Consider the following 22,364-nt stretch of genomic DNA (forward strand, 5'->3'; position numbering starts at 1 on the left):
ATGCATTGGTGTTTTCAAGCGAGTGCATTTTTGCACTCGCTTGATGTTTCTGTTGTCAGTTTGCTTTGTTGTTGTCAGTTGGCTTTGTTCTGGATTGTCTTGGCGGCCTCATCGATCGTGTCTGCGACAACCTTTGGCTGTGTCATGAACAGCGCATGGCTGGCTGAGACCTTGGTGATCTTCGCCTTGATCCGCTCAGCCATGTGAATGAGCATCGCCTGATCAAAGGCCTTGTCTTCCGTGGCAATGACAGCCCAGCTGGGCTTGGTGCGCCAGGCAGCATTTTTGAGCTTTGTGCCAAACACCTCCAGATTGATAGGAACCTGGGAGTCTCGCATGAAGGCAGCATCTTCATCACTGACATCATGGGCAAACCCGGCTTTGAATTTCTCGGGGCTGACAAAACCGAAGCCGTCATCGGCCTTGTCGATCACAAATTCGGAGGCTGGGGCAAAACCCTCATATTGCTGGCCGGTCGTTTCACCAGCATCTGGAGACAGGGCCGACACATACACCAGGCCAGCGACATTGGCGTGAATGCCTGCCTCCGTGATGACGGTACCGCCCCAGGAGTGACCGACAAGAATGGTTGGGCCGTCCTGACGGTCGAGTGCGCGGTTTGTCGCGGCAACATCGTCGTCAAGAGAAGTCAGGGGGTTCTGGACAATCGTTACCTTGTAGCCACGCTGGGTGAGCTGATCGTAAACGCCGCGCCATCCCGAACCGTCTGCGAATGCACCGTGGACGAGGACGACATTCTTGACGGGCTGGGCTGCTGATACTGAAGTTGCATGTCCTGCGGCGGCGATAGCGATAGCGGCGGCAGCTGTGAGGAATTTGTTGTCGGTCATCTGCATCACTCCGTTGTTATGCGATAACTATTATCGCGATAACTATATAAAACCAGACATCGCCATCTCAGTCAACTCCTTTTTTTCGAGATGGGTTTATTGGCGCTCGCAAGTGCGGCTGGTTATGGTGTTACCGCTGCACCTTATTTTTGTTTTGTCGTCAACGACTAAGGAAAACCGCGGCTTTCCAAATAGTTGGGTGGTGTTCGCAGTAATGCCATCTATTCAATCAAACATGGGCATACGCGTGCGCCAAGCCACCTGCCTCGAAAGTCAGCGGAATATTGTGCTGCGCCACCACGCGGTCATTCATCGTTGGGAGAGAATTGTCTCAACGAGACGAACCCAGTAACTCACGCCGAATGGGATGGCGTCATCGTTAAAATCATAGGCGGGATTATGTAATCCTGGCGTATCGCCGTTTCCTATGATTATGAAAGCACCCGGTCTGCTTTCCAGCATATAGGCGAAGTCTTCTGCTGCCATGCGGGGCTTGATGTCAGACGCTACCGCCTTTTCGCCAACGACCAGTTTTGCCACCTCTAGAGCGATCTCGGTCTCCTTCTCATGGTTGAATGTTACGGGATAACCATGGTTATAAGAGACGTCTGCTGTGGCCCCAAAGATGCTTGTCGTTAACCGCGTCACATCCTTCAGCCTCCTTTCCGCAAATGCGCGCATTCCAGCGCTCAACGTTCTCACGGTCCCAGTCAATCTCACTGTGTTCGGGATGACGTTATGGGCATTCCCCCCTTGAATGGATGCGACCGTAATCACCAGCGCATCGGATGGTTCGGTTTCGCGCGACACGATAGTCTGGAGCGCGATGACAAGGTGGGAGGCGACCACAATGGGATCAATTGAAAGATGTGGTTGACCAGCATGCCCGCCACGACCGTGAACAACGATATCGAAAGTGTCGGCAGCAGCCAGAATTGCTCCTGCCCGGATTGCAAAATATCCAACAGGAAGCATGGGCTCGTTATGCATCCCAAACACACGTTCTATGTCAAACCTCTCCATGAGCCCGTCCTTGACCATGGCAAGCGCCCCAGCCCCACCTTCCTCCGCTGGCTGAAAGATAACAGCCACTGCACCTCGGAAATTGCGCGTTCCACTGAGGTATCGAGTGGCTCCAAGGAGCATGGCCATGTGACCATCGTGCCCGCAGGAATGCGCACGACCGGATATCTTCGACGCCCAGGATTTGCCGCTTCGCTCAAGGATCGGCAGGGCATCCATATCTGCCCGCAACCCGATGACCGGCCCCTCGCCCAACGTTCCTTTGACTAGGCCCACAACCCCGGTTTCGCCGATACCAGTCTCAATCACATCGCAACCGAATTGCGAGAGTTTGTCAGTGATGAAACGGGCAGTCGCATGGACGTCGTAGAGAAGTTCCGGGTTCTGGTGGAGATGACGCCGCCAGGCAATCACGTCATCACCCATCTCACCAATACCGTGCGCAAGCAGCATCTTGAAAATCCTATGTCTTGAATAATGATAGACCGCCATGCTGGTCGCACGTTCGCCACCAGCACATTCGAGCCGGGTGGTCAGTCGGTGTGATCTGGCTCTAATGGGGCCACCTTGTCTTCACCGTCCGTCAGGCGGCCGTCGACTTGCAAATGCAGAAAATCGCCCTCGTCAGGCCACGGGTAATAAGGAGAAAAGTAGTAGGCTACACTACCGATACCGACGATTTGTTTGAGAAACGAAAACGCTCTGCTGGCGCCCTTGAGAAGCGCAGAGTACAGCGGGCTAAGCCGCGAAATGGTTCCTGAAGAAACACTCAACTTCATGACAAATCTCCCGCCTATAGGCCGCTTTAGAAGCCTGCAGGTTGGCGAGGTGAGGTTTCGCTTTCGTATCAGCGATGGGTGTGTTGATTACAAATGGAATAGATTGCCAATTCCAACACTTCTTGCATATTTTCCATATTTTACTATATCTAATGTTCAATTAGTGGGTAAGTGCGTGAAAGATATTCTGACTACGGCGGACGCCGCGGAGTTATTAGGTGTTTCTGTGCGAACTGCCCAGTTATGGGTGGAAAGCGGTCAATTGCCGTCTTGGAAAACACCAGGCGGACACAGACGAATTCCCCGACAGGCAGTTCTGGATCTGATTGATGATCCCCATTCCGATGATATTCGCGTTTCAGCCCGGGGTGTGGTTGTCGCAGCTCAAGGTCGCGGTGCCCACTGGCAGCTGACCGGCCTTCCAGGATCAGGCTTGCTCCTGGATGTCGTGGAAGATGTCGAGGCCTTGTCCAAGTTGATCGCGGTCATCCCTCCTATGCTGATTATCGTTGAAAACGCAGATGAACCTGATCGAAAGCGGCTCATAACCGCGCTCGGCAACGATGTTCGCTACAGACAAACGCTTATCGTCAGTGCAACCGAAGCCGACGTTAATCATCCAGCGACGCGGATGTCCCGGCGCGTACAAGTGAAGATGTCGAGCGACGTCTCGCAGATGAGCGCAGCGGTCGTGGATTATCTGCGATCGACCAAGCCAGCTGATAATTTGTCCGCCGGCTTTCCGACGCCCTGGAATGAACGTGCGCGTCTGGAGGCAGTGAAGCAGTCCGAGTTGCTTCAATCGCCACCCGACACGAGCTTTGATCGCCTTGTACGCCTGGCAGCCGACGTCACACATGCTCCTGTCGCAATGTTCACTTTGATCACCAAGGACGCACAGTGGTTCAAATCGCGAATAGGGTTTGAAGGAGAACAGACCCCTCGAGACTGGGCATTCTGTAACAGTACGCTCATGGCAAACAAATTTACGGTGATAGAAGACCTGTCGAGAGTTGAGATATTCGAGGGCAATCCGGCGCTTGCAGCGCCATTTGGCTTTCGATTTTACGCGGGCGCTCCCGTTCGCGACAAATTCGACTTTGCGCTTGGCTCAATATGCGTCATCGACGTTGTACCGCGTACCTTGGCCCCTTCTGAGTTCGAAGCGCTGACAACTATCGCCGAGGCAACTACCAACTTAATTCGCGTTCGCGCCCAACAACGTGAAGAGCAAAACGCGTATTCTGCCATCTGAGAGGACACACACGTCGGCAGCGCTTACGTGGCCACGGATGGGTAGGAGTGGCCCTGCCAATGCGCCAGCTTACCCGCAAATTCCCGATGAAATGATAGCGGTCCTGACCTAGCGGCATATGGCTCGTCGTAGATGCCTATGAAAAGAGTGAGATTGAGAAAGAAATGTGCTCCCATCTCAAACAAAGCCACGAAGTCATGTGCAGTGAGCGCATTGCGCTCATCTACCGTCAAGCTCATAATTGTCGATTCCTCTGCTGAATTTGACAGCAGAGTCGCACCGATCGTTTGTTCCCAACGTGCGACAAGGCCATGTGGATCGATGGTATACTGCCGCAACAATGCGGGATCTCGGTCCACCATGAAGAGAAACTTGTTGACGAAATATTTGCTCACGCGGCAGGCTCCTTTGGATACCAGGTAAAATATGCTTCCATTGTGTGAAACAGATCGAGATTGTCGACGTAATCAGCACATTCCGCACCAGCGACCCCCAGCATCAGTATAAAATTTAGAAAACCGTGCGTCGCGTTTCCGCTTTTTTCCATACTCTCGTGGCTGACATTTCGAAGTATTGCTTCGACATCACCAGTACGAAGCCACTCAATAGCTTGCCGGTCAAATACCGGATCCGGTCCCGTCTCCATGAATTGACGAGGTCCGCCCAACTCTAGGGAAAGATGGCCGGTACCGATTGCTGCGACCCTTTTCGAAGATGGAAAGCCCTCAATCGCTCGGCGAATAGCCAGGCCAAGGTCATAAAACCGTCTGACTGACGGCAAGGGTGGTGCAAAGATATTGGTGTAAATTGGCACAATGGGCAGGTCGTTTTGGGGCCGTAAAGTAATGATCGGGCAAACGATCGAGTGGTCGATTTTCAATTCATTGGAGAATGCAAAGTCAAAGTTCTGATCAAGCAATGACGTGTGCATGAACGCCGACATAGCCTCATCGCCCTGCAACATGTATTTCGGCAGGCCAAATTCGCGCTCTTCGTTATAAAATGTCGCGTCATACCTTGGAGCCTTCCCGATCAGAAATTGGGGACAATTATCCAGAAAAATCTGATGAAAATGGTCAGATCCGACCATGACGAGGATATCAGGCTGCGCGCGTGCCAAAGTCTCGCGATACGCTTCAACTTTGAGTCTCCATTCCGGCGCCTGAGGCATCTGCTCCTCAGCAGGCGCTGTGGTCGCTCTAAGATAAAATGGGTGGTGAGTGGATGCCAGTGTGGCAACTAGTTTAGCCAATGCCCTGCTCCTAAATAAACAGATAGGGTTAAGTCGGGCCAGACTGAAGCATTGAGAATGCTAGTGCGATTTAACCTACCCGAACTATGAGGTTTGCATCAGCTTTCTTAGGCAGGAATGCTTTCGCGGTTGTTTCAGATATGCATGTTTCTGTTTCGGGTGTAACAGTTTGTCGGGACGCGCGGAGATAGCCGCGCGCCGTATTTCGAGGACACCCTTGTCCTTGATCGCTTCATGACACTGCACGGAGCGACAACCTAAGCTCTGCCGACCATCCTGCTGGCCGCGCCTCTGTACGTCGCGGTTACGTCCGCATCAAACATGTAACCGGCGCCCCTTTCCGTCTTGATTAATGCTGGCTGTGAAGGATCCTTCTCCAGCTTTCGGCGTAATCTCAGGATCAGAACGTCGATACTCCTATCGAACACTTCTTCATTGTAAATTCGGCTTGCCGAAAGGAGCTGCTCACGTGACAGGACCTGACGCGGCGATCGCAGAAAAGCTGTTAAAAGGTTGAACTCACCTGCCGTCAGTTTCACTTCTTGTTCGCCGCAATACATCAGCTTACGAAGCTTGATGTTGAGCTCCCATTCGTTAAATGAATATATCTTCTTGTCTTTCTTGACTTCTATGGCAGGTTTTTCTCGTAATGATGAGCGAACGCGTGCCAACAACTCCCGCGTGCCGAAGGGCTTAGTGATGTAGTCGACAGCTCCCAGTTCCAGCCCAACGACTTTGTCGGCCTCTTCAAGCCTATCTCCGCTTATGATTATAATCGGATAATCAGACGTGCTTGATAGCTTTCGAACAATGTCGAGACCGTCTTCGTTTCCCAAATTCAGATCGACGATGATTAGGTCAATCGGGTCCGTGCTCAGAACTCTGGCAAGGTCCTGGCTTCCGCTGAGAACAGTTACCCTAAAGGCGTGTTGCGACAGGTAGTCCTTCAACAAGCTGCGCATGGCGGAATCGTCGTCTATCACCAATATGTGTTTCACGGCGCGGCTCCAATCTCCGCAAGGCAAATGACGGCTAATTGCTCGTCTCGACCTAAAACGTTGCAGTCCATGGGTCTTCGGTTCGGGACGGATTGTTTTGACGGGGACGTACCCACTATCAGATCTTCCTCCCTTGCAGACCCGCAAGCCATTTGATGGCAGTGGCCCGAGAGGCGTTTCAGCAAATCATACACTTTGAGTTTCCTTTTTTGACCTATCAAAAAGCTACGTCTATCGAAGGTTGAAATTACCGTAAATATCATTTGTATCAATTTTATCATTTTGTAAAGCGCCCTTGAAGTTATTAATTGTCCTAGTTTTGCGTTCCGCAGCGATATTTTTGGGCGGGGTATGTGCTCTCCCTATGAATAGCCCCGAGTTTCGTGTTCATGTCCGGAAGCTGGTGAAGGATTGCAAATGCAACATTGCAAAGAGGTCCCAGCCAAGGACCGTTGAGACCGAGACTGTGAGCGATGGCCTGTTAACTGATGGCTGATTTTTGAGTTTGGCGCTTTTTTCGAGGGGGTAGCCAAAGCTAACTGATGTTAGGGGACCGCAAATAAATGCCCATCCAAGAAGCAGACATTTAGTAATGTTTTTGTTCGAAGCATCGACAGGCAACTATAAGGGCAATAGCTAAGCCACTGAAAGGACCAAAATATATCCTTCCGTGGCTTCATAAATCCATGAAACACCATGCGACGAAGAGGATGTGTTTTGTTGAAAGCCAGTTTGAGCGGCACAGGCTTTAAGGCTCAGTCATTGATGACCATGGCTGCCAGACAATATTAAGTACCGTGTCATATGGGACGGGTCAGACTGTCGAAAATGGCATTTGCCAACGAAGCGGAACTGAACGGGGTTTTCAATATCCGCGATCGCAGGTGAGAAAGTTCCGGGGTAAGTTCGAGGGTTCTGTCGCCCAGCAACAACATTCTCCCCTGCCCAAACAGAGTTTCCATATGACCAAGATCAGCCTTGGCGATAACGCATTTTTGATTGAAAATAGCGAGATCGGCACGCATACCGCGATCAAGCTCCCTGCGCAAATCGACCATGTCGGTGTAACCAATCGGCTCGTAGCCTAATGCGGCGACCTTCTCCTCATAGAGTTCCCGCAGCATCTTGTCCTCCTCAACAATAATCACCTGCTCCCCATTTCCGGTCGGCACCGCGCGCTCATTAAAGAAACTGTCTATCGGTAGCGGCGCTTTGACTGTGGACGGAAAATAAAGCGAAAACTCTGTGCCTTTGGCGCTTTCACTTTCCACGTTGATGCAACCACCCAAAGCACTGACTATTCCGTGGACGGCAGAAAGGCCAAGACCCGAACCACCAGAACTGGAATTCGTCGTAAAAAATGGCTCAAATATATGGGGCATTACATGTTCTGGGATACCAGGCCCCTCATCTTTGACCGAAAGGCAGACATATGCACCTGGCGCAATTTCGCCATGGGACAAAGCCTTTGTGCGAGCGACATCAAAAGTTTGAACCTCGATTTTCACTCTTTGCCCACGAGCCGATGCCTGACTGGCATTTTTGCACAAGTTCATAGCCAACTGGTGGATCTCCACCGGATTGCCTTCGATAACGGCTGACGTTTGGCAAAGGTACCAGTCCAGCACAACCTTGTTGCCCAAGGTAACCTGCAGGAGAGGCAGGATGTCGGCAATGGCATCAGCAACGTCAAATGGTTTGACAATCCGCTCGCGCTTGCGGCTGAAAGTCAAAATCTGATCCACGATATGTTTCGCCCGCGCCCCGCTCTTGAGTATTTCCTCGACATAATTGCGTGTCGCTGACGGTTTTCTAAGAAGCTGAACTGCCATCTCACCGTATCCGAGGATAGCACCGAGGACGTTGTTGAATTCGTGCGCAATGCCTCCAGCCAAAGTCCCGACGGCCTCAAGGCGTTGTGCGTGCTGCAGCCGCGTTTCGAGCCCGTCGCGCTCCTGCCGTCCCTTAATTGTCTCGATGAATTCCATGAAGGTCTTTAATGTCGCCAGCAACAGGTGCATCTCATCTGTCGTGAAGTGCGCGCGTGCATTGTCGAGCGCAAGAACAAGTACCGCAATGTCCTGTTCACCCACTTCAGCGCCAACAACCAGATGGCAAATGTTCCTGTCGCGGACATCAAAGAGGTTGCCCAATCTCATAGAATGGCAGCAGGAAGTCTTGTCGTAGAAGCGAAATGTCGGAGCGCCTTTCTGGCGAATATGATTGCGGGTGAAATCCTTCAGGATAGCCCTGCTTTCACTGCTGTCTGGAAACTGGTGTGCGTCTCTCAGTTCGGACCGATCGGAGTTGTAGATGGCAAAACTGGCGCGATGAGCACCAAATATGGTTGAGATACGGGCCAGAGCGCGATCCATGAAGTCAGGGAATCTTGTAGGACAGCAATCAACCATATCGTCTTTGATATCCGCTATGACTTGCTCATAGTGCAGTCGTCGCTTCAGACGGGTCGTTTGTGCACGAAGTCGATAGACAAGAACACAAATATAGACAGACAGAAAGGACGCTATGATCCCCAGCATAATGCGGCTGGTAGACGCTCGCGACGACGCATCGGCCGCAATGCTAACGTACTTTGACTGAAGTTTTTCCGCACGCAGTGGTGTTGGCGATGCCTGAATAGCTGCGATCTTGGAGTCAACCCGCGGCAACACGGCCAGGATCATCTTTGCGTGCACAATCACGGTGCCAAAACTTTTCAAGACCGGAGCTGCGGTGTCGAATTCGGGCAAGTGGGACAGCCTTGCCTGGATCAGGGACTGGAGGCTTTCGTCAGGCCTTGTTGAAAACCGCATCATGAGGTTTCCAAGGTCGCTTGCACGAGCCAGCGCACGTTTAACCACCTCGTTGTCGGATTCGTGTAAAGTCGTCAGTGTCTGGCCAAACACACTAATCGAGTTTTGCAAAAGAGCGTTGCGTGTCTTGAACCCTTCAACCAAGACCTCATCTGAATCTATGCCTTTTGCCAAGTCCGTCAGCAGCTGGTGTAATTCGTCGTCATCATTGAAGGGCGGGGTTTTCAGAAGCTCGGTAAGTTCGCTAATGGTACGCCTGAGATTTGAAACAGAATGGACGAGCGCGTCATATGACGGCAATAATCCTGCTCTGGCGCGCAGCACGTCGCGCTGCAAAGACGCATGATTGACATCAACTGCCCTCAAGTTCTGCATAACGGCTTCATGGACAGCACGGCCGGGATCTCTGCCTGCTACTACAAGCGCCAGAATGATTGCCGATATCGTCAGGATCCCGATTGGGAGGATTTCACCGAGACTCGTCAGTGACAGCCGTCGAGAGACGCTTACCATTATAAACCCCGGTCAAACTTTTCAGGAAAGCTTCTAAAGCTGCAATATCTTCGTCGTTGAGCTGGCGACCTAACTGGCTCTCCCCCATGATTGCGATCGCCTCCCTCAACGTTTCGGTTCGACCATCATGAAAGTAAGGCCCGGTGACCTCCACGTTGCGCAGACTTGGCACGCGAAAGACGTTTTCTTCTTTATCGTGGCGCTGGAGCCGCTTTTCCAGATCTTCAGGCTCATGCAAGGAGCGCGCATCCGGATCCCCGAAAACGCCAAATATCTGGAACATGTTGCCACCGACGTTGGAGCCTTGATGACAAGACACGCAGCCATACTCCATAAACAATTTCAGGCCCTGTTTCTGGATAGGAGAAAGAGCCTGTTGATTACCTTCAAGGTACTGATCAAACGACGAATCCGGGGTAACGAGTGACAGCTGGTATGCCACCAGAGCATCTAGAACGTTTTCGCGGTCTGCCTGCCGTCCATATTGCGCCGTAAAAACCTCGATGTAACTTTTTTGCCCATTGAGCCTTGAAAGCAAATCAGGCCATTCAATCGCCATCAGATTTGGATCATGAAGAATGGTCTCGTTCTGCGCCGCTAAAGACGTAAACCTGCCCCGCCAACCCAACCGGTAATTGTTGCCTACGTTAAATATCGTGGGAGCGTTGAACTGGTGCACTTTCCCCTGGTATCCAACCGTTCTGGAAAGACGGATCGTGCCACCTGTTTGCAGATTGTGACAGGTACTGCATGACATCGCATTCTGCCCCGACAGAACAGGATCGTGAAAGAGACGTCGGCCAAGCGAAATCTTACTTGCATCAAGAACCGGCGGAGGCGGCAGCGGCGCCAAAGCCTCCTGATGGCCCGGATAAGGCTCTAGGCTCGCCGCAAATGTCGTGACAACACTGCACGATATTACAGCCGCCATCGCCAGAGGTTGGACGTACCGTTTTTCCGGGAAGCGACGGCGTACTTCATCCATACAGCGTTTCGCTCCCTACGGCTCAACTTTGAAATGACAATCAGGCTCATCACCCAAGACGGACTAGCCTCCTAAGCTGCAAGTAAGGATATCAAATTTCAATTATTTCACAAGTATCAATTTATTCATTTTTTACGTCATCTATGCATGTCTGATTGGGGTTTATGGGTGAGCGACGGGTGCTTGAAAAAGAGCGGCGAAATGATCGCCGCGCACAGCCAACCTAAGATACAGCCGCCGAGTACGTCGGTGGGCCAATGTTGTTCAGTAACAACACGTGACAAGGCAATAACGACCATCATCCCGACAGCAGCTCCCCGCCACCCGGGCAACCTCGAGACGATGCAGTAACAAACGGCGCCAGAAAGGGCAGCTTGGGCGGATGGAAACGATTCAAAGGCCCGCGAAACAGAAAATGGGCTGAAGAAAAACATATCGGGCACTGCCAACGTCGTTGGACGAGCCCTGCCAATGGATACTTTCGCAATGATGGCGACTAACAGTGCAAATACGCCGCTGACTAGAACAAAACCAAGAAGTTTTGCAAATGCTGAAGCCAAACTACGTCTCACGACGAATGCGAAAAGCGTTGTGAGAACGAGTAACGTCGCGATTGCGGACAATAGGTTTGTCGGTTCGGTAAATTCAGTCAGATCCTGAAAAAAAACCTTAACGATTGCTGGCGTTTCTCGAGCGGCCATCACGACGGCCTCGTCCAAAAAAGCCACAGTTCCAAATGTGATGACCACGATGCAAGCCCTAGTTATTCTGGCTTTACGCGAGGACGGAATTTGCGGACTGTCTTTACTGGTATCTGTTGATAGGCCGGACAGCCATTTTACGGATTTCAACACCATGGGTTCTCAAGCCTTAATTATACGATGGGCTAGAAATGCATGTCGCATCACGTGTGATTCACGACCGCAAGGCCGCAATGCGTTTCAGACTTTTGAACTTCAGCATTATGTCGGTGAGGTGAAAAATCATTACACTTGAAATATGAGACTGCGACGCGCCGGGTAAACATTCGCGCATCAAAGGGGCACCGCTTCATCCAGCAGCGGGCGTATTGATCATTACAATTGTAGGGCAATTCATGTTGAGCCAGCCAGAAAGATCTGGATATAAATGCTCTCATATCAATTTTATTTAGAATAAATATCTCGCATTTTGCCCATAAATGGAGAATTTTCATGCCCGTGAATTCAAATCTTGTACATGCCCCTACCATGCAGACACTTTTGGGTGGATTAGGAGCTCGATCAAACGCTTTGTTGAACCAATACCTCGAATCCTCAAGGCAAACGCTGCAAATGATTATTGAACAACCTGGCCTTCTGAATGGCATTGAGCTTAAAACAGTGGGCGGCGGTTACGCACGCAACCTGTTATTCGGGGACGGAAAGATAAGCATCTGGGCGATGACATGGTCCCCTGGTTCCAGCACGCCCATTCATGATCATCATTGCTCCTGCTGCTTTGGCGTCGTTGCAGGATCGCTCACCGAGGTACGCTACGTATCTCTCGATTATCTGAAGGTGAAGGAAACTGAACGCGTCGTCCGCAGGTCCGGCTTCATTGACTGTTTATTGCCCAGCGGACCCAATATACATTTGATGGCGAACAATAGTGAAGAAGACGTAGTCTCCATTCACATTTATGGTTATGACCATAATCTGCACGCCAGTTCAATCAGAGCTGAATATGTAGCTGTCTATGATTGAGAGTATGCGCTGTTGTAACTCCGCCCAGCCCACGACATCCAACAGGTCCCCGATGGACCTCACTGGACAGGTTAACAGCTAGGTACGCCCGTTAACCGGCTTTTCACTCATTCGGCTGTGCCGTTGAGGTTGTACGATCCCCGCCCTGCGCTCAACAGATCGTCACGTCACCGCTCAAGGATACCAGTCCGGATAGAGTGGTGCAGACTGCAGGAGAACGGAAAAGATGGTAATGTGAATTATGCTGAGAGCGAGCAAGAGGATTAGGGGAAAAATGCCATTGAACCAAACGTCTTCTACACTGTTTTCAACTGCCGTCTCACTGCCTGAAGCCGTTGTTGCAGTTTCATCAACATGCTGAGACATCACAATTGGCTCAGTTGGTTTAAACGACGGTTCACCCAGTATGGCGATGATGCTCTCAGCGGTTTGTGTATAGTGCGGATCGTTAACTTCCGTCCGAAACCGCGGCCTGCGCAGTTCATCTTCAGATCGAACGCTTACCAGATGGAGATGGCTGCTGTGAGGTTTTGAGCTGGCTTCTTCGCGGTAATCTTGCATGCGGATTTCTCCTTTGAAATAAAGGTTTGGTATTCAGGTAGTGCTGTGGGGGTGAAGTCAGGAATTGTCCTGGGGCGCACAATCAAGCTTAAGCCGAGCCGCCGTTACGCAGGCGCTTGGCGTCACGCCGCTGGGATCGCGAACCCTATCAATGTGGATATGTTTGCTGATCTTGCAGTCGGCTAAGACAGCTCAGATGTCTTCGAGAAATCTTTCCAGATAGCCATTAAACTCTTCGCTGTTCTGGAGAAACGGGGCATGCCCGGCCCGCGGAATACGAAAGCACGTACCCTTCCATAGTTTTGAATAAGGCACGCTATCAACGTAATCCAGGTTAATGATCGGATCGTCAGCGCCATTGACAATGGCTGTGGGAATGGTTGTCGAACTCACAATGGCGCGCTGATTGCTTTTCTCCGTAATTCGCGCAGCGGAGAACAGGATTGTCCGGAAACTGAAATCTGTTCTCATCGCCGCCTGCTCCAGTTGGTACGTTGCTTCATCGCCGAAAACTCTGTTCACGAACTGCATCGCCTCCAGTTCGGTGAACTTTCCCCGAGATGCCAGACCCTTCAGCAGACCGCCGCTGAAACCTTCCGATATATCGGGCCCTACTGGTGGCGTACCTGTGAGAAACAGCCCGCGGAGTGGGTACGAACGCGCTGCTACTTCGATTGCAACGTGTCCGCCTAAAGACCAGCCAACAAGGACGGGTCTTTTAAGATCCAGCTTTTCAAGAAGTTCAATGCACGCGTCTGCGAGGCCGGGTAACGGATATGTTCTCTCCTTGACCTCAGCGTCATCAGACTGACCGTGCCCGGGCAAATCTATGCAGATCAAACGATGGTCTCGGCCAAGGTGGCAATTTAACTGTCGGTGAAAAACCCTGCGGCAAGAAGAGTTGCCGTGGATCAGGACGACGTCCAAACCCTTGCCAAGTGTCATCTCGGCGACAAGATTGCCATGCGAGGTATCTACGTTCTGAATTACGGTATCAAACATGTCAGCCTGCTCTCATGCGTTGAATTGTTATGCGGGTAATCCGTCTGAACTTCTTTTCATTGGAGGAAGTTGTACGATGAAGGCTTGGCTTCGCTGTTTCGGATTCCGAAAATCTGGTTACAACTGAAAGCCATGGATCTCTTGAAATACGATAAGGCTCAGTGTGCTTACCCCCGTCCTGAAGGATGACATCCACGCGAGTTGACCCAAGGCGCGGACACGCGTGTTTGGCAGACTTGAGTTGGACTAAACTAAGCCGGCCAGTCACACGTGTTGGTCTCACTTCGCAGATCACTACTGCTGCTTTACTTTATCAGGAGGCACCAACCGTAGCGTGGGAACGGGAACTGCCTCCGCGCGGCCAAATGGCCCGGGCACCTTGTTTTTCACCGGCTTGAGAGATTTCAGATATTCCACAAGCGCGAGAATATCGGGTTCTTGCAGTTGAGCTAAATCAGCCCACGGCATGACCGGAGACAGAAGTCGGCCATCGGGACGCTCCCCTGTTGTAAGGGCCAGTCTAATGTCCTGTGGGGTCCAGGTGCCGATTCCCGTCTCATCATCAGGTGTTATGTTAGGGCCGATCACGGTGCCGAGATTGGGGTCCCAGAAACCAACGTCGGACCCAGACAGTGTTTTGCTTTGATCACGTTTGCCTAGAAAATGCCCGGGCGTATGACAGTGCTCGCAATTACCAAGCTGAGAGAGATAGTAACCACGGCTCACCAACTGTTGGTTTAGTTTGTCTGTCGCTCCAGCAATCCCCGCAAAACATGTCGTTAGCACGCACACGCTGGCGCAAGAGCTGAAAAAGGTGAAGAAGCTGGGTAATTTCATCGGTTTGATATCTCTTGTCATATGGATCAAAGTGCTGGTCGAAAAACACAGCCAGTGAGGCGTTGTGGCTGGCTGGACGCTAGCCGATTGGGACGGATAAATCGGACAACCGCCTATTCACGACCTTGTCGCCGCGAAATGGAGGGATTTTCGCCACCCCGTCCATCTGCATCTCGCGCAGAGACAGACACGGGATAAACCAGACAGGCCGCCGGGCCAAAAAGGGAAAAGAAACGGAAACAGAGAGACGGACGAGACACGTGAGCGGGGTCTAAATGCTGGTCGCTATGACTTCCAGCACGCTCGTTAGTACGAACCGACCCAACCAAGCCCGTCTCGTGGCCGACACCGGAGAAATCGTCTTCTGAAAAAGAGCGCCTCGCTCTATTTTGCCGTTCAGCCAGCCAAGGGTGGTCAACACGCCTCACTTTCCCGGCATCCTCTAAAGGCAGGCCGAGACAGCTAATTTCTTGACGGCTCATGCCCAAGTCGCGAAGAATATGGTCATCGAGTAACCGCAACTGCTCGATTTGACGGCGAATTTTGCGCTGAAAATTCCACCAAGACAGTGGTGCTGTAAGAGTCTGCGTCAGTCGTTTTGCACAGTGAGACCAAATAGATCTGCGACCGTACAGTGCTTCGTTGCGAGAGTTCGTGTTCATCAATAGGGCGCTCCAAGCGGTTTTGATCGCTTGACATTGCCGATCTGTATTTGTTGCAAGATTGCGATATCAGACAACTCGATTACAGACGTAATCGCATGTGCCGCCGAACAATTTGCGCTTGATTTGACGCGAGGCGCCGTCTTTTAAAGGTGTATTCTGGACGTCCTTGAAAACAGGACAGGCGCACTTGCAGAAAGTGCGCCTGTCTTCACAGTGTTGATCCTACTCAACTTTATAGCGATACGCTTTAAGCGGGGCTGACGATCAATTCGTCGACGTTTCTGATGCCTGCATGTCCAGTGACGCGCAACGACGCATCCCCCAAGCGCAACTCCTGCATGCAATCGAGTAAGGCACCCAATGCTTCTTCCAGTTCTATTTGCGCTAAGGCTTGTCCAAGGCAACGATGCTCGCCGTCGCCATAAACAGGATGCCATCGTGGTCGATTGCGCTCGAGTGAAAACACATCCGGCTCAGGAAAGACGCAGGGATCACGCAGAGCTGACATGGTGGACAAGATAAGCATGCTTCCACGCGGTATTACGTGGCCGGCAATTTCTATATCCTCCACTGCGAGGCGTGGGATCGATCCCACAGCGGGCTCCAGTCGCAAGCACTCTGCGACAGCAGGTACAATAAGGCGGCGATCCTCTTTCAATCGCAGCCAGATGTCGGATTGTCCTAGCAGCAATCCGGTTTGAATAACGATTGCCGCACGTGTGGTATCTGTTCCACCCAAGATCACGCTAGCGAGTTGCATGACTGCCTCAGAAGGTGAAAGCTCGCCCTCTCTATCCACGTTAGCAACGTATTCGGAAATAAAATCGTCGTTCGGCGACTTGCGGCGTTCCGCGATCAACTCTTCGCAATACGATATGAAAATGGCAGTTGCTGATTCCATTTCCGGTACGTCCTGGTCAGTCCAAGACGTGGTCAGCACCCTGGACACCTGATAAACCAATGCGGTGAAATGCTGGACATCCGACGCGGGAATCCCAAGTATCGCAGCAATTGTGATAGCCGGTATTTGAGCCGCAAATTCATCGCGCAATTTCAATCCATCTTCGCGCAAATGTTTGGATAGCAGATTTCCTGCCAAAACTCGTACTTTGGGCCGTAGGGCCTCCATCATTCGGAAAGAGAAACACTTGGTCATTGGCTGACGTCGTCGGCGATGTACGTCACCGTTCGAAAACAACATGCTTTTCGACAGAAACTCCAGAATCGGTCCGCCGGTTATTCCACGAGCGCTCAAATATTCAGTTTCAATCTGTTTGGTGCGTGGGTCCTTGACGAAACGTTGAACATCTTCCCCGCGTAAAAGTAGATATGCTCCATCCTCCCGCTTCAGGAACGGCATGTTTGCACGATATTCTGCAAAGATTTGGTGGGGTCGGGAGTTAAGTTCGGCGTAGGTAAGGACTGGCGGAGTTGGCATCATCGAATAATATGTCAAATGTAGATCCTTAGGTGAGAGGGGCCACCCTTCTGATCCGGCATTACTTTTTGATCATTACAAGGACGCCTGAATCTCATTGCATTTGACATGAGTTCATTATGCTGAACTTGGCTCGAGCTCTCAGTTTAGCGGTGGCAGATCATGGATCGTGGAGCGCGTCAGTCTGAAAAATGTTGCATTGGTGTTTTCAAGCGAGTGCATTTTTGCACTCGCTTGATGTTTCTGTTGTCAGTTTGCTTTGTTGTTGTCAGTTGGCTTTGTTCTGGATTGTCTTGGCGGCCTCATCGATCGTGTCTGCGACAACCTTTGGCTGTGTCATGAACAGCGCATGGCTGGCTGAGACCTTGGTGATCTTCGCCTTGATCCGCTCAGCCATGTGAATGAGCATCGCCTGATCAAAGGCCTTGTCTTCCGTGGCAATGACAGCCCAGCTGGGCTTGGTGCGCCAGGCAGCATTTTTGAGCTTTGTGCCAAACACCTCCAGATTGATAGGAACCTGGGAGTCTCGCATGAAGGCAGCATCTTCATCACTGACATCATGGGCAAACCCGGCTTTGAATTTCTCGGGGCTGACAAAACCGAAGCCGTCATCGGCCTTGTCGATCACAAATTCGGAGGCTGGGGCAAAACCCTCATATTGCTGGCCGGTCGTTTCACCAGCATCTGGAGACAGGGCCGACACATACACCAGGCCAGCGACATTGGCGTGAATGCCTGCCTCCGTGATGACGGTACCGCCCCAGGAGTGACCGACAAGAATGGTTGGGCCGTCCTGACGGTCGAGTGCGCGGTTTGTCGCGGCAACATCGTCGTCAAGAGAAGTCAGGGGGTTCTGGACAATCGTTACCTTGTAGCCACGCTGGGTGAGCTGATCGTAAACGCCGCGCCATCCCGAACCGTCTGCGAATGCACCGTGGACGAGGACGACATTCTTGACGGGCTGGGCTGCTGATACTGAAGTTGCATGTCCTGCGGCGGCGATAGCGATAGCGGCGGCAGCTGTGAGGAATTTGTTGTCGGTCATCTGCATCACTCCGTTGTTATGCGATAACTATTATCGCGATAACTATATAAAACCAGACATCGCCATCTCAGTCAACTCCTTTTTTCGAGAACTGTGTGAATTGGTTCGCGTTGCCGCTCCAGCCAAAGGTTCTCAGGAAACGATTTCAAACAAAAGCGGCACTCACGCATTATTTTTCGAATGGTCGCCTGACCTGTAGCGGCAGCAATCGACACTACATTCAAGGACACCCGACACGGTGTCGCTGAGGCCGGAACAGTACATTCGCGGCCACAGTCAACGGTCACATGCCTTGGCAACCGGTTTCAATGGAAACGTTATGGGCAAGTTTTGTAACCGGAACGCAATGCCGACATTTCAACACCGGAATGAGCGTGACGCAGTGTCATGCAATACTCGAAAGGAAAATCGAATGCATGCGTCCTTAAAAATGGTATCCAAACGCCCTGGCGATGATGGTGAGTGGTGGGAGGTGACGCCCGGTGAACGATTTACAATCCGTACCTCTGTCGCGATGACCGAAGGCCTTTACACGATGATCGAAGTTACTGCGGAGTCCCGTAACGGTGTACCCGTTCACACTCATGCCAACGAGGAGGAGCACTTCATTGTTCTTGAAGGCAGTATTCACCTCACAAATGGCGACCAGAACCTTGTATTGTCAGCGGGGAACTCTGCAACGGTAAAGCGTGGCGCACCACATGCATGGTGCAATCTGTCAGACAATATTGCCAGGATGCTAATCGTTTTTTCACAGGGACACAACGACAAGGCATTTGGGCTCATCAGTTTAGCGAAAGACAGCTATTTGTCAGCCACGAGTGAGCCGACAGAAAACGGTGGTTCCGCGATTGTCAGCCCACCACCTTTCGATAACATTTATTCTGTTATGTCACCTCGTCCAAGCCTATGATCCCCTACAATAAATGGGCTGGCTGAGATCGGTCCATTTTCAACATTGCCTTATAGGGCATGTATTTAAGCGGCTCAAAGCACCTATTAACGCTGATCAGCTTGCCCGCAACTGGCATTCTCATGCACCCTCGCCCCATTTTGGTGGCAGCAGCGCATCGAAGACTGAAGCGTCGGCAAGACGACTCTTACATATACAACAGGAAGGTTACACTTGAAGCTACTAAACGTTTGCTTCAAGCGCCTCGCAAACGTAATTGAGCATCAGGTGATCTGTATAGACATCCAGTGATCCTGTTCCCCTAGAGGTTATACCTCGAACTTAAGCCTGGGCAACCAGGCTTTTTTTTCGCGTGGATAAAGCATGCAGCCTCATGGGCGTCTGTCGAGACCGTCAGTCCTTGCTCAGTCTTCGCCAAGCTTACCTGGCAACTGGCCGACCCGGGTTACATTTGAAACACAAAAAATAAATTAGTAATATCGGCAAATTTGATAAATATGATACTATAAGTATTATTCGTGACACCTCAGGATGAATTACATCACACATGGAGATATTATGCTGACCGTAGCGGAACTTGACGCAGACCCTCACAAAGCATTTGCCCGGCAGAGGCCTAATCATCGTATCGTTGAATATGAAGGTGGCGGCTTCTTTGTGCTGCACCATGCCGATGTTATTCGGTTGAGCAATGATCCGCGCCTCGTTTCAACAGAGACGGCCGTTCCCGACTCCAGAGGGGTGTCTGAAGGAAGTCTGCACCAGTTTTTCAGTCACGGAATGTTGACGGCGAATGGTGCACACCATGAAAGACGTCGCTCGCTCATATCGCGCTCATTATCGATGTTTGTGGCAACGCAATTGCGAGCGCATGTCCGCGACGCCACTGAAAGTTTGATCGACGCAGTATATGAGGACGGACAGGTCGAGTTCGTCAGCCATTTCGCCGACCAAATTCCTATCCTCGCCTTGGCCGGCCTACTGGGAGTGTCCGACCAGAAACGTAGTTCTTTCATGGTCAACATTCGCGAACTCAGTCGTTTCTTCAGCCCTTCATCCAGCGAAGCAGATATCAAAAGATCGTCAGAAGCAATGGATTTCCTACGCGACTTCCTGATGCAAAAAATCGCAGAGCCAAATGGCGCCGACGATCAGGCATTCATTGCCGCGTTCAAAAGCGCCTGTTTTGCCGAAGGCGTGCCGCCGCTTGAAGCTGCCATCCAGATCATTCAACTGATCATAGGAGGAACGGAGTCTGTTCGAGCGTCCATTGTCGCTCAAACCTCCCTTCTCCTTTTAAATCGAAGCCAGTGGAATTCGGTGTGTGATGATCCAGACCTCATCCCTGCAGCCGTTGATGAAGCAATGCGTTACCAGCCGGGGATCGCGGGACTGGTGCGGCTGACTACGGAGAAAATTGAATTGCAGGGAGAAACACTTCCTGCGCAGGCCCTGGTAATACTCTCAACATTATCTGCACTGAGGGACGAGACAGTTTACCATCGCCCAGACATATTCGACATCAGACGTGCGGATTCCACTCGAGAGCATTTGGCCTTCGGTGCGGGCCCGCATCGATGCGTAGCAGATCATTTAGCACGCATCGAACTGGAAGAATGCCTGCATGTCCTTTCGCAACGGCTGCCGAAGCTTCGGCTTGAGGACATTCCTGTCTTCAATGGGCATGTTTTCATCCGGGTCCCAAGCTGTTTCTGCGTGAGCTGGCCAGTCTGAATGGACTAGGCTCCCTCTTATGAGTGCCGCTATTCCATGAACTCCCAAGTCCGGCGAGAGCCTCGTCGGACACATATATCGCTGTTCTCCAGCCACACGTCCCGTCGTGCCTGGTCACTAAGTTCTTGCGATCGAGGCATGACTGCGGCCATGGCTGGTTGCACAGTGCCTGTCACTCTGGTCCGCGATCAACTGAGCGACAAAACATCTGCTAAAAGAACAGTGTGAAAAAGCGGGTGTTACAAGCGTAATCCGTTCGGTTGAATTCTGAAACGGTGCTGTTTTTTTTGAGGAGCAAAATGTTCCTCCCGACAATCTCGATATTACAAATCATTACCGGAGTCACAATGAAGTTAACTGCTCTGACGGTCGTACTGACTACCATTACCGCTGCACCTACCTCGGCTTTCGAGCCTTTTCCCTTCAGCCTCACCTACCCGACACAGTCACGGGCAAAGGCATCAAAACCCTCGGCGAACCAGCCGAAACCGTCATTTAAAACTATGTTCAAATACGACCGTGTGCATAGGGAAAAACCACCGGTCGCAAAAAACGCTCGTCAAAATGCCATACAGGACGACCGTTGAAGGCAACAGTATCGAGCCTCCATATATCGATATCGAACAAGAGCTGCACACTTTTTTGCATGTGGATTTCACGCCAGATGAGCAGCCGTTGATTTGACCCGGCGACATGTCATTTAGACAGTTGCGGTGACAACGAGACATTCGGCGACCGGTCACGCCGTTGTTCATTCTCTGTGATCCAGAATTAGTATTCCGTTGAGGTGATCAATCTCGTGTTGAATTCCTCTCCCCAAATCGCCCTCTGCAATGATTTCGCGCTGCTCTCCGGTGAGGAGAGAATATCGGACCCTCACTTTACTTGGTCGCGTAACATTTATTATTACCCCAGGGATGGACAGGCAGGCTTCGCGCGCGGTGACCATATCACCAGCGGTCTCAATGATCTGCGGGTTCACGAAGGGCTGAGATTGCCGCGGGCCACTGCCAGTTGGATCGACGATAATTACCCGCTTGAGAATACCGATCTGGATAGCAGACAATCCCGATCCTCCCGCAGCACACATTGTGTCACACATATTTCTGACGAGCCGGCCTATGCTGTCGTCGTCTCCTGACACAGGCAGAGAGACCTGGCGTAGGACACTGTCCAGTGACGATACTATTTTCTTTACAGCCAGCTTTTGCTCCATCGCATTAGGATTAATTGCCAAGAAGCAGTTTTTCTCTCCCCATTGCGGAAACGGGATTTTGAAAAACCTGGATATGACTACAGCTGAAACAGGGTGGCGCCACGCTGCCCGCAGTCATCCAGTGCGCATGAGATAGGATTATCCTGCTCCGTGGCCGCAGCGCAGGTGGCGTTACATCGGCTACAGCGCCACCAAAACACATTTTCAAATGCCAGGCTGTCACGGCAGTGTTTTCTTGATCATACAGGCGGCATGGCCCACGTCCGCAGACCCGGAGTGCGACCTGCACTGTGCGATTTCCATGCTGGAGCCCTTCCTACAAATGCAATCAAATATACAGCTCGTGAAACGAGTGAGCAGCACGTCTCGCCTAAATATTGATCGTCTGGCGCAAATCATTTGTGCATTCAGATTATTTTTAATGCGCGGGAGAGCGTGATGAGAACTCAAAATTCCAAATTATTCTGGCCACTCGGGCAAATGATTGCTGGCGTCGAGCGCAGGTGGAGGTTGCGAAATGCGGCAAACCATCTTGCAGAACTGGATGACCATATGCTTCGCGACATTGGAGTAGGCCGTTGCGATATTGAATATATCGTGCGTCGTGGGCGTGATGGACACTAGGCCTATCTACACCGAACACCATTTGCCGCCACTGTGAGCTATCGCATGTCATGATATTGGAATTCACCTGGGATTATCCCGGATATTGCGATCCGGGATAATCTATTCATGCATCGGCCGTTATGATCAATTCAGC

At 51.4% G+C, this 22,364-nt stretch carries 21 protein-coding genes; 5 read left to right on the top strand and 16 right to left on the bottom strand.

Features of this window, described 5'->3' with window-relative positions; translation table 11 throughout:
- Positions 1–74: 74 nt before the first annotated feature.
- The 3 genes from HGO37_RS18665 to HGO37_RS18675 form a co-directional block, all read right to left on the bottom strand.
- Positions 75–851, bottom strand: a complete 777-nt coding sequence (locus HGO37_RS18665; RefSeq protein WP_192490156.1) for an alpha/beta fold hydrolase — start codon at positions 849–851, stop codon at positions 75–77.
- Between the two features lie 309 nt (positions 852–1,160).
- Positions 1,161–2,327 (bottom strand): M20 aminoacylase family protein, encoded by a 1,167-nt coding sequence (locus HGO37_RS18670; protein ID WP_250984641.1) that lies wholly within the window; start codon positions 2,325–2,327, stop codon positions 1,161–1,163.
- Between the two features lie 80 nt (positions 2,328–2,407).
- The gene (locus HGO37_RS18675) at positions 2,408–2,653 is read right to left on the bottom strand and encodes a hypothetical protein (protein ID WP_250984642.1); all 246 of its coding nucleotides are present in this window, start codon (positions 2,651–2,653) and stop codon (positions 2,408–2,410) included.
- Between the two features lie 175 nt (positions 2,654–2,828).
- On the opposite strand from HGO37_RS18675, the gene HGO37_RS18680 reads away from it, so the two are divergent.
- Positions 2,829–3,908, top strand: a complete 1,080-nt coding sequence (locus HGO37_RS18680; RefSeq protein ID WP_192490168.1) for a helix-turn-helix domain-containing protein — start codon at positions 2,829–2,831, stop codon at positions 3,906–3,908.
- 23 nt (positions 3,909–3,931) lie between these two features.
- On the opposite strand, the gene HGO37_RS18685 is transcribed toward HGO37_RS18680, so the two are convergent.
- The 6 genes from HGO37_RS18685 to HGO37_RS18710 form a co-directional block, all read right to left on the bottom strand.
- Positions 3,932–4,303 (bottom strand): hypothetical protein, encoded by a 372-nt coding sequence (locus tag HGO37_RS18685; protein WP_250984643.1) that lies wholly within the window; start codon positions 4,301–4,303, stop codon positions 3,932–3,934.
- Positions 4,300–5,160 carry a DODA-type extradiol aromatic ring-opening family dioxygenase gene (locus HGO37_RS18690; protein WP_250984644.1) on the bottom strand — a complete coding sequence of 287 codons (861 nt, stop codon included), beginning with the start codon at positions 5,158–5,160 and terminating at the stop codon, positions 4,300–4,302. Before HGO37_RS18690 ends, HGO37_RS18685 begins: the two co-directional genes overlap by 4 nt.
- A gap of 257 nt (positions 5,161–5,417) precedes the next feature.
- The gene (locus HGO37_RS18695; protein WP_352230582.1) at positions 5,418–6,158 is read right to left on the bottom strand and encodes a response regulator; all 741 of its coding nucleotides are present in this window, start codon (positions 6,156–6,158) and stop codon (positions 5,418–5,420) included.
- A gap of 800 nt (positions 6,159–6,958) precedes the next feature.
- The gene (locus HGO37_RS18700) at positions 6,959–9,484 is read right to left on the bottom strand and encodes a two-component system VirA-like sensor kinase (RefSeq protein ID WP_250984645.1); all 2,526 of its coding nucleotides are present in this window, start codon (positions 9,482–9,484) and stop codon (positions 6,959–6,961) included.
- Complete coding sequence (locus HGO37_RS18705; protein ID WP_250984646.1) at positions 9,441–10,469, bottom strand: cytochrome-c peroxidase; 1,029 nt, start codon at positions 10,467–10,469, stop codon at positions 9,441–9,443. The genes HGO37_RS18700 and HGO37_RS18705 overlap by 44 nt, the downstream gene beginning before the upstream one ends.
- 137 nt (positions 10,470–10,606) lie before the next feature.
- On the bottom strand, positions 10,607–11,326 hold the full coding sequence (locus tag HGO37_RS18710; protein ID WP_250984647.1) for a phosphatase PAP2 family protein: 720 nt from the start codon (positions 11,324–11,326) through the stop codon (positions 10,607–10,609).
- A 336-nt stretch (positions 11,327–11,662) separates the two neighbouring features.
- Between HGO37_RS18710 and HGO37_RS18715 the strand changes: the two genes are divergently transcribed.
- Positions 11,663–12,193 carry a cysteine dioxygenase gene (locus HGO37_RS18715; RefSeq protein ID WP_250984648.1) on the top strand — a complete coding sequence of 177 codons (531 nt, stop codon included), beginning with the start codon at positions 11,663–11,665 and terminating at the stop codon, positions 12,191–12,193.
- 174 nt (positions 12,194–12,367) lie between these two features.
- Here the strand turns inward: HGO37_RS18715 and HGO37_RS18720 are convergent, their stop codons facing one another.
- The 6 genes from HGO37_RS18720 to HGO37_RS18740 form a co-directional block, all read right to left on the bottom strand.
- Positions 12,368–12,754, bottom strand: coding sequence for a hypothetical protein (locus tag HGO37_RS18720; RefSeq protein ID WP_250984649.1), 387 nt, complete (start codon positions 12,752–12,754; stop codon positions 12,368–12,370).
- Between the two features lie 192 nt (positions 12,755–12,946).
- Positions 12,947–13,756: an alpha/beta fold hydrolase gene (locus tag HGO37_RS18725; protein ID WP_250984650.1), complete on the bottom strand. Its 810-nt coding sequence runs from the start codon at positions 13,754–13,756 to the stop codon at positions 12,947–12,949.
- 294 nt (positions 13,757–14,050) lie between these two features.
- On the bottom strand, positions 14,051–14,614 hold the full coding sequence (locus tag HGO37_RS18730; RefSeq protein ID WP_250984651.1) for a cytochrome c: 564 nt from the start codon (positions 14,612–14,614) through the stop codon (positions 14,051–14,053).
- Positions 14,615–14,706: 92 nt separating this feature from the next.
- The gene (locus HGO37_RS26530) at positions 14,707–15,255 is read right to left on the bottom strand and encodes a DUF1127 domain-containing protein (protein ID WP_352230583.1); all 549 of its coding nucleotides are present in this window, start codon (positions 15,253–15,255) and stop codon (positions 14,707–14,709) included.
- A 250-nt stretch (positions 15,256–15,505) separates the two neighbouring features.
- Entirely contained in the window at positions 15,506–16,714 is a 1,209-nt protein-coding gene (locus HGO37_RS18735) for a cytochrome P450 (RefSeq protein ID WP_250984652.1), read from the bottom strand.
- Between the two features lie 250 nt (positions 16,715–16,964).
- On the bottom strand, positions 16,965–17,741 hold the full coding sequence (locus tag HGO37_RS18740; RefSeq protein WP_192490156.1) for an alpha/beta fold hydrolase: 777 nt from the start codon (positions 17,739–17,741) through the stop codon (positions 16,965–16,967).
- Positions 17,742–18,153: 412 nt separating this feature from the next.
- Here HGO37_RS18740 and HGO37_RS18745 point away from each other — a divergent pair, with 412 nt between their 5' ends.
- Together HGO37_RS18745 and HGO37_RS18750 are read left to right on the top strand one after the other, a co-directional pair.
- Positions 18,154–18,654, top strand: a complete 501-nt coding sequence (locus HGO37_RS18745; RefSeq protein ID WP_250984653.1) for a cupin domain-containing protein — start codon at positions 18,154–18,156, stop codon at positions 18,652–18,654.
- Between the two features lie 558 nt (positions 18,655–19,212).
- Entirely contained in the window at positions 19,213–20,388 is a 1,176-nt protein-coding gene (locus tag HGO37_RS18750) for a cytochrome P450 (RefSeq protein ID WP_250984654.1), read from the top strand.
- 751 nt (positions 20,389–21,139) lie between these two features.
- On the opposite strand, the gene def is transcribed toward HGO37_RS18750, so the two are convergent.
- Entirely contained in the window at positions 21,140–21,604 is a 465-nt protein-coding gene (gene def / locus HGO37_RS18755; protein ID WP_250984870.1) for a peptide deformylase, read from the bottom strand.
- A 480-nt stretch (positions 21,605–22,084) separates the two neighbouring features.
- Between def and HGO37_RS26535 the strand changes: the two genes are divergently transcribed.
- A complete protein-coding gene (locus HGO37_RS26535) occupies positions 22,085–22,228 on the top strand; it encodes a DUF1127 domain-containing protein (protein ID WP_352230588.1) in 144 nt (47 codons plus the stop codon).
- The last annotated feature ends 136 nt before the right edge of the window (positions 22,229–22,364 follow it).

This window comes from Rhizobium sp. CG4 (assembly GCF_023701965.1).
GTDB lineage: Bacteria > Pseudomonadota > Alphaproteobacteria > Rhizobiales > Rhizobiaceae > Agrobacterium.